The organism is Acidobacteriota bacterium (assembly GCA_018001935.1).
Classification (GTDB): domain Bacteria; phylum Acidobacteriota; class JAAYUB01; order JAAYUB01; family JAAYUB01; genus JAGNHB01.
The window spans coordinates 44,890-51,770 of record JAGNHB010000041.1 but is presented as its reverse complement, the minus strand read 5'-3'; the positions used below and the strand labels follow the sequence as shown (position 1 = coordinate 51,770).

Sequence of the window (6,881 nt, the reverse complement as noted above, 5' to 3'; positions counted from 1 at the left end):
CGGGGGCACAGGTCCAAAGAGAGTTCTTTGCGAAACGGGAGTGCGGTGGTGCTCCCCGCAGCCACTTGCTTCCTCGTCCTGATTACAATGTACAGGAGTGCGGTAGCGAGTCTTCGAGCTACCGCTTTGTTCCCGGCGCCACCCCCCGTGGCGCCTTTTTTTTCAACTTCGCGTTTCGGGCGATATCCGTTGGAAATTGCCCTTTCGACGCCCTCTTCGGCTTCATCGGCTCGCGCCTCACCGACGAAATGTGCAAATTGAACTTTTACATTGCAAAATGCACGGATACTTCCTGACGCACTTTTTCAAGGGGTTCCGGGCTTCCGCCGCCGTGCTGCCCCCGGTGGAAAACCGGCTCCTGGTCTACGGAGGGCGGGAGCGCCGGGCCAAGAACGGCGTGGAAGTGACCGGCTTGCCGGATTTGCCCGAAACCCTCTCCCGTCTGTCCGCGACAAGCTCCTAGGATCGATGCCGTCAGATCTGGGGAGTGCGGCGCGAAGGCTTCCGGAGCGGCGCGGGAACCAACCGGGAGCCCGAATCCTGCGCCTTGACCAAGAAGCGAGACCGCAGGGCAACGGACCTTCCCCGCAAATGCCTGCATCCCCCTTCCCACGGCGCTCCGGAAGCCTGCGCGCCTTTCCGTCGGCATTTGTCCGAAAATCCGGAAGCCAACGGTGCCCTATGTGCTACACTGTTTATGTGGAGGTGCAACATGGCCAACATCACCCTGAGCGTGGATTCGGAACTGATTCGGGCGGCGCGGAAGATCGCCATCGACCGGGACAGCAGCCTGAATGAACTGGTCCGCCGTTTTTTGGTGGATTTGGTGGCCCGGGAAGCCTCCCGGCGAGCCCTTTTGGCCGAGGAACTGGACGGGCTGTTTCGCCAGGGTCAGGGCCGGGTCGGAAAGAAGACCTGGACTAGGGAGGACCTCCATGAGCGTTGAACGGGTGTTCTTCGATACCAACGTCCTGGTCTATGCCAACGACGAGTCCGAGCCCGACAAGAGCTTGAAGGCTCGGGAGTTGATACGGCACCATCTAAAGGAGGGGAACGGTTGCCTTTCGGCCCAGGTTCTCTGCGAATTCTGGGTTACCGTCACCCGCAAGATGGCCGTGCCCCTTCCCCTCGACTTGGCGGAACGTCAGGTCCGGCTCCTGGGTACGTTCCAGGTGGTGGGTCTCGACGCGCTCAGTGTCTGGAGAGCCATCGACCTTCAGAAACAGCACACCTTGAGTTTCTGGGATGCCCACATCCTGGCCGCGGCCCTTCTCGGCGGCTGCGGAACCCTCTTCTCCGAAGACTTCCAGGACGGGGCGGCATACTCGGGGGTCCGGGTCGTCAACCCCTTCAAGGTGAGTCCGGAGACGCCAGGCGAGTCCTTCGCAATGCCTCCCTCCTCGGGACCGGAAAATCCCCTCGGCCGGTAGCATACTCTGGCCTCCCCGACCCTTGGGACCCGGGACGGCGTTCGGATGCCGCCGGCTCGACGCCGCCCCCATCGCTGCGACTTGACAGCCCGGCGTGGTAGCACGGCCAGCCTGGCCCTGAAACTGCCCTGCCCCGTCGCGGACGAACGGCGACTGCAGGGCGACTTTTCTCTCGCTCGCCCCCGCCTCTCTCCCGGCCCGCGGTCTTACGCGCCTCCCGCCGGGAGGCGCACGCATTCCGTGGCTTTCACGCGCCGCCCGGCAGGCGGCGCCTACGCCGGGAGGCGCACGCATTCCGTGGCCTTCACTCGCCGCCCGGCAGGCGGCGCCTACGCCGGCAGTCGGTACCCCTTCCCGGGGTCCTTTTCGTTCAGCTTCCGGATGAACTCCTGGCAGTCCTCCCACGAAACCGACTCCACGGGAGCGTCCTTGCCCGCGTTCCTGAAGTACGACGGGTTGTTCCCCATCACCGCTTCCCACTGCCCCTGCGTCACCTCGGTGGTCTGCAGTTCGAAGGGGCGGGAGAGGGTGACGCGGTGCTGCGTCTCGTCGATGAATCTTCCAGGCTCCCCGTCCGGCGAGCCCATGGTGAAACTCCCCGGCGGAATTCGCACGAATTTCATGCCGACGGACCGCGCAAAGGCATCACGTTTCTCCTCCGCCGGCGCCGACGGCTCCTGGGCGCCGAATGCCGTCGAATTGCAACTAAAACCTAACAATATCAATAATAAATTTTCGGCAACCCCAACTGCACGTTTCATGAATTTTCCTTCAGAACAGAAATATTGCCCGCGTTATCCGCCTTCGCCCGGGTGAGGGTTCGGTTCGGTCCCGAGGGATGACTCCGGAGGGGATCGACGCCGTCCATCCTCGTCCAGGAAGCGCTTCCGCCAGTTGCCGAAGCGCCCCTCGGCCACGGCGACCGCCGTGGTCTGGTCCGTCCCCCGCGCGGCCAGCGCCTGGGGGAAGAACTCCTTCACCGCCACCCGGCGCTCCAGGTTCACGTCCGAGACCACGTAGGTGATGCCGAAGCCCCCCTTCCCCAGCACCCGCCCCAGCCGGTACTCGCTCCCCAGCGCCGTGCCCGGCGGCAACGCCGGGGTACGCCAGGGCCGGCGGACCGGGTCGAACCCGCAGGCGGGGCACGCCCCCGACGTCGGCATTTCCCGAAGCGGCGAAAGACCGTCTCCTTGAGGATGGACGAACCGCTTCCGCCCGACCCCGGAGAGATCGAACGTGAATCTCCTCTCCGCACATTCGACCCCTCCGGGGTCGGGGTGATCGGTTCTCCCCTCATTCTATTCACATTCGACCCCTCCGGGGTCGGGGGGTGCCTCGTTTCGTTCTATTCGCATTCGCCCCCTTCAGGGTCGGGGGGGTGACCCTCGTCTCGTTCTTCAACGCCCATCTTCATCACGATCGGTCTAAGAGCACGGCGCAGTCGATCCGAACGCGGGCCCCCCGGCCGAGCGCATCCCCTTCACAGCGGCGCTCCGGAAGCCTGCGCGTCTTTTCTTCGGCATGTGACAAAGCGGCGCTCCGGAAACCTCCGCGCCGCACTCCCGATGCGGCAAATTCGTTTTTCTGCGCCGCTTTTCCTTAATTTTTCGTGTGGTTCGTGGTTCAATTCATCTTCAGTTTGAGTTGAACGTCTATTTTGCAACCCTCCGCGTTCGCGAAAACCGGTTGCGTTCCCGGGGGAGAGGCGTTACAATTTCGCGCTTCGGGACCGGTCGGAACACCCACTCCAAGGAGATAAACATGTACGGAAAAATGAAGGATTTTCTCGCCGAGGAACTCCGCAAACTGGAAGAGCAGAAACTCTACAAGCACGAGCGGGTCATCGAGAGCCCCCAGGGCGCCGAAATCGTCGTCAAGGGGCGCAAGTGCCTGAACTTCTGCGCCAACAACTACCTGGGCCTCTCCTCCCACCCCGAGCTGATCAAGGCCGCCCACGAGGGGATCGACCACCGCGGCTACGGCCTCTCCTCCGTCCGCTTCATCTGCGGCACCCAGGACATCCACAAGACCCTGGAACGCAAGGTGTCGGACTTCCTCGGCCTGGACGACACCATCCTCTTCTCCTCCTGCTTCGACGCCAACGGGGCCGTCTTCGAACCGCTCCTGGGCGAGCAGGACGCCATCATCAGCGACGCCCTCAACCACGCCTCCATCATCGACGGCGTCCGCCTCTGCAAGGCGCAGCGCTGGGCTTACAAACACAGTGACATGCGGGACGTGGAGGAACTCGACGCCGCCACGGGCAAGATGGCCAAGGGGCTCGAACGCTGCCTGAAGGAAGCGGACGAGAAAGGCTGCCGCTTCAAGATGATCGCCACCGACGGCGCCTTTTCCATGGACGGCGACGTGGCCAGTCTCAAGGACATCTGCGACCTGGCCGACCGCTACGACGCCCTGGTCATGGTGGACGACTCCCACGCCAGCGGCTTCATGGGGAAGACCGGCCGGGGCACCCATGAGCACAACGGGGTGATGGGCCGGGTGGACGTCATCACCACCACCTTCGGCAAGGCGCTCGGCGGGGCGTCCGGCGGCTGCATCTCCGGCCGGAAGGAGATCATCGACTGGATGCGCAACAAGGCGCGCCCGTACCTCTTCTCCAACACCGTGGCCCCGTCCGTGGTCATGGCCACCATCAAGGTGATGGACATGCTCTCCTCCACCACCGAACTCCGGGACAAGCTGGAACGTAACACCCTCTATTTCCGAGAAAAGATGACGGCCGCCGGCTTCGATATCATCCCCGGCGTCCACCCCATCACCCCCATCATGTTCGGCAAGTACCCCGACTGCTCCAAGCTGGCCGTCGACTTCGCCAACCGGATGCTGGACGAGGGCATCTACGTCATCGCCTTCAGCTTCCCGGTGGTCCCCCGCGGCAAGGACCGCATCCGCGTCCAGATTTCCGCGGCACACGACATGCACCACCTGGATCACGCCATCGCGGCTTTCACCAAGGTCGGCCGCGACCTCAACATGATCCCCTGACACGCGGATCCCGGAAAACGGAAAATCGCGGGCTTTCGCCCGCGATTTTCTTTTCTGGAAAGCAAAGCGGGAACCCCGGGGTTCCCGCTTCCTTTCGTCAACCGATGCCCGGAATCAGATCCGGAATTCCTTCTCGAGGATGATCTGGGCCTTCTTCATCTCGTACCGTGCCCTGCCGAAGTTGCCGTCCGGGTTCATGACCATCATGATGAAGTACTCTTCGGTGATCATGCGCACGATGAACAGGTACCGTTCCGTGAGGATGGTCATTTCCTGCAGGCAGCCCGTTTCGACGTCTTCCGCCGTCCGCAGGGACGTCTTGAGAAGCGACGTGTACTCCGCGGCCACCAGTTCGTAACTCAGCTCCGGGTCCGGAACCCCGTCCTTGAAGTCCCGATCGATGATGATGCCATCCACCCCGACGATCAGGATGGTCCGAATCCCATCCACCGCCCTCAGAATGGCATCGAGTGTATCCCTGAAAATGTTCATCGCCAAGTGTCGTCCTCAGCGGATGATTCTCGGGGTCAGGAAGAACAGGATCTCCTTGGTGTCCTTCTGCTTGGAGTCACGCCGGAAGAGGTGGCCCAGCAGCGGGATGTCGCCGAGGAGCGGCACCTTGTCGTTCGACCGGATGTCCTCGTCGATCAGCACACCGCCCATCACGGTGGTCCCGCCGTCGCCGACCAGGACTTCCGTCGCGGACTGCGAGGTGATGATGGAGGGGATCCCGTTGACCGTGTTGGTGAAGTCCGCACGGTTGTTCTCCAGCGCGATGTTCAGGAAGACGTTCCCGTCCTCGGTGACCCGGGGCGTGACTTCCAGCTTGAGGGACGCGGAGAAGAACCGGACCGTGGTGGTGTTGTTCTCACTGGTCTGGACGGGGATCTGGAGACCTTGCTCGATCGTGGCCTTGCGGTTGTTCTGGGCCTGGACCTTGGGCTGGCTGATCACCATGACCTGACCGCTGCTTTCCGCGGCCGTCAGGGAGGCATCGAGAAGGAAGGTATCCAGGATGTTCCCGATGGAGAGGCCGATACCGCTCGTGGCGCCGATGGCGGGCAGGTTGATGTTCCAGTTGCCGGTCTTGCCGTCCGCACCGGTGGAAACGCCCGCGCCCTGGTTGGCGGTCCCCGTCGCGGCGCCGCGGCCGGTGGCGGCATTGCCGGCGACATAGGCCGAGTTCGGCGTCTGGGCGGGGCGATACCCGCCGATGCCCGCGAAGGTGTTGGGGCCGCCCACGGTCATCCGCTGCAGGTTGCCGCCGACGAAGCCCAGCTGGACGCCGATGCTGCGGGCGAAGCTGCGGTTGGCGGCGATGATGCGGGCCTCGATCTCAACCTGGTGCTCCGGCACGTCCAGGACCTTGATCAGTTCCTCGACGTCCTTGATGCGCTCGGGGATGTCCCGGATGACGATGGTGTTGGTCCGCTCGTCGAAGTTGATCTCGCCGCTCTGGCTCAGGATCGGGTTCAGGATCTTGCTGGACGCGAGGTCCTTCACCGTGGCGTAGTTCGCCCGGATGGTCTTGGTGGTGATGTACCGGGCGCGCTTGAGTTCCTGGCGGGCCTTTTCCTCGTCCTTGAAGGAGTCCATGGTGCCGATCCGGATGACCTCGCCCTCGATCAGCTTGGCCAACCGGTTGTTCTTGAGCGCCAGGTCGAAAACCTGGTCCCAGGGAACGCAGTTGACCTTCATGGAGATCGTGCCCGAAACGCTCGGATCGACCACGATGTTGAGCCCGATGTTGTCGCCCATCCAGCGGAAGAAGTCCACGATCGGGACGTCGACGACGTCCACCGTGATCGGCTCGCCGGAGAAGTTCACCTGGTCCTCGGAGTCGTCCGACACCATCGCGGCGGTCTTCGCCGACTCGACCTTGGTCGCCAGGAGCTTGACGCCGGGGGCCTGCTTCATGTCGGGCAGGGGAACGGCGGTGGCGGTCCGGACCGGTTCGACGGCCTTCGGTTTCACCACCGGCTCGGGGATCCGGATGATCCCGCTCGTCCCGTCCGTAACCACGGGGGCGGCCTTGGAGGACGCGATCTCGAGCGTCACGCCGTCTTCCTTCCGGGCGGCGGCCGAGGTCGCCACCGGGGTGAACTGGACCAGGAGCCCTCCGGGGGTCCGCTGGATCTCCGCGCCGGAGATGTCCCGGCGGAGGTCGAAGACCACCCGGACCTTGTTCTTCGGCGAGAACTGGGACACGCGGACCTGCTGCACCAGCTCCCCGTTCACCGGGACGGAACTCCGGTTCAGGGCGCACGCCGAGTCCTTGATGTCGATCACCAGGCGGGTGGGGTCCGACAGCTTGAAGTGCGTGTAGCTGCCGATGTTGTTCCCTCTCAGGAGGATCCCGTCAGGCTGCACGGCGATGTCGTTCAGAACACCGAACGCACTTTCCAGGGGTTTCCGGGCCGCCGCGGCGCTCCTGGAATCCTC

At 63.6% G+C, this 6,881-nt stretch carries 9 protein-coding genes; 5 read left to right on the top strand and 4 right to left on the bottom strand.

The window, feature by feature from the left end; genetic code table 11:
- From KA419_14700 to KA419_14685, 4 genes are all read left to right on the top strand, one after another.
- On the top strand, positions 1–296 hold a 296-nt coding region (locus KA419_14700), incomplete at its 5' end, for a hypothetical protein (GenBank protein MBP7867184.1).
- Entirely contained in the window at positions 278–463 is a 186-nt protein-coding gene (locus KA419_14695) for a hypothetical protein (GenBank protein MBP7867183.1), read from the top strand. The genes KA419_14700 and KA419_14695, both read left to right, overlap by 19 nt.
- Positions 464–712: 249 nt before the next feature.
- Positions 713–946, top strand: coding sequence for a hypothetical protein (locus KA419_14690; GenBank protein MBP7867182.1), 234 nt, complete (start codon positions 713–715; stop codon positions 944–946).
- The gene (locus tag KA419_14685) at positions 936–1,430 is read left to right on the top strand and encodes a PIN domain-containing protein (protein MBP7867181.1); all 495 of its coding nucleotides are present in this window, start codon (positions 936–938) and stop codon (positions 1,428–1,430) included. Before KA419_14690 ends, KA419_14685 begins: the two co-directional genes overlap by 11 nt.
- Positions 1,431–1,759: 329 nt before the next feature.
- Here the strand turns inward: KA419_14685 and KA419_14680 are convergent, their stop codons facing one another.
- Together KA419_14680 and KA419_14675 are read right to left on the bottom strand one after the other, a co-directional pair.
- Positions 1,760–2,191 (bottom strand): formylglycine-generating enzyme family protein, encoded by a 432-nt coding sequence (locus KA419_14680; GenBank protein ID MBP7867180.1) that lies wholly within the window; start codon positions 2,189–2,191, stop codon positions 1,760–1,762.
- Positions 2,192–2,224: 33 nt separating this feature from the next.
- Positions 2,225–2,593 carry a hypothetical protein gene (locus tag KA419_14675; GenBank protein ID MBP7867179.1) on the bottom strand — a complete coding sequence of 123 codons (369 nt, stop codon included), beginning with the start codon at positions 2,591–2,593 and terminating at the stop codon, positions 2,225–2,227.
- Between the two features lie 598 nt (positions 2,594–3,191).
- On the opposite strand from KA419_14675, the gene KA419_14670 reads away from it, so the two are divergent.
- Positions 3,192–4,439 carry a glycine C-acetyltransferase gene (locus KA419_14670; GenBank protein ID MBP7867178.1) on the top strand — a complete coding sequence of 416 codons (1,248 nt, stop codon included), beginning with the start codon at positions 3,192–3,194 and terminating at the stop codon, positions 4,437–4,439.
- A 114-nt stretch (positions 4,440–4,553) separates the two neighbouring features.
- On the opposite strand, the gene KA419_14665 is transcribed toward KA419_14670, so the two are convergent.
- The gene (locus KA419_14665) at positions 4,554–4,931 is read right to left on the bottom strand and encodes a roadblock/LC7 domain-containing protein (protein ID MBP7867177.1); all 378 of its coding nucleotides are present in this window, start codon (positions 4,929–4,931) and stop codon (positions 4,554–4,556) included.
- Between the two features lie 15 nt (positions 4,932–4,946).
- Positions 4,947–6,809, bottom strand: coding sequence for a type IV pilus secretin PilQ (gene pilQ / locus KA419_14660; GenBank protein MBP7867176.1), 1,863 nt, complete (start codon positions 6,807–6,809; stop codon positions 4,947–4,949).
- Between the last annotated feature and the right edge of the window lie 72 nt (positions 6,810–6,881).

Coding starts and splice junctions, on each gene's coding strand:
- KA419_14680 (MBP7867180.1), bottom strand. CDS start 2,191: ATGAAACGTGCAGTTGGGGTTGCCGAAAATTTATTATTGATATTGTTA.
- KA419_14675 (MBP7867179.1), bottom strand. CDS start 2,593: ATGCCGACGTCGGGGGCGTGCCCCGCCTGCGGGTTCGACCCGGTCCGC.
- KA419_14665 (MBP7867177.1), bottom strand. CDS start 4,931: ATGAACATTTTCAGGGATACACTCGATGCCATTCTGAGGGCGGTGGAT.
- KA419_14670 (MBP7867178.1), top strand. CDS start 3,192: ATGTACGGAAAAATGAAGGATTTTCTCGCCGAGGAACTCCGCAAACTG.
- KA419_14695 (MBP7867183.1), top strand. CDS start 278: ATGCACGGATACTTCCTGACGCACTTTTTCAAGGGGTTCCGGGCTTCC.
- KA419_14685 (MBP7867181.1), top strand. CDS start 936: ATGAGCGTTGAACGGGTGTTCTTCGATACCAACGTCCTGGTCTATGCC.
- KA419_14690 (MBP7867182.1), top strand. CDS start 713: ATGGCCAACATCACCCTGAGCGTGGATTCGGAACTGATTCGGGCGGCG.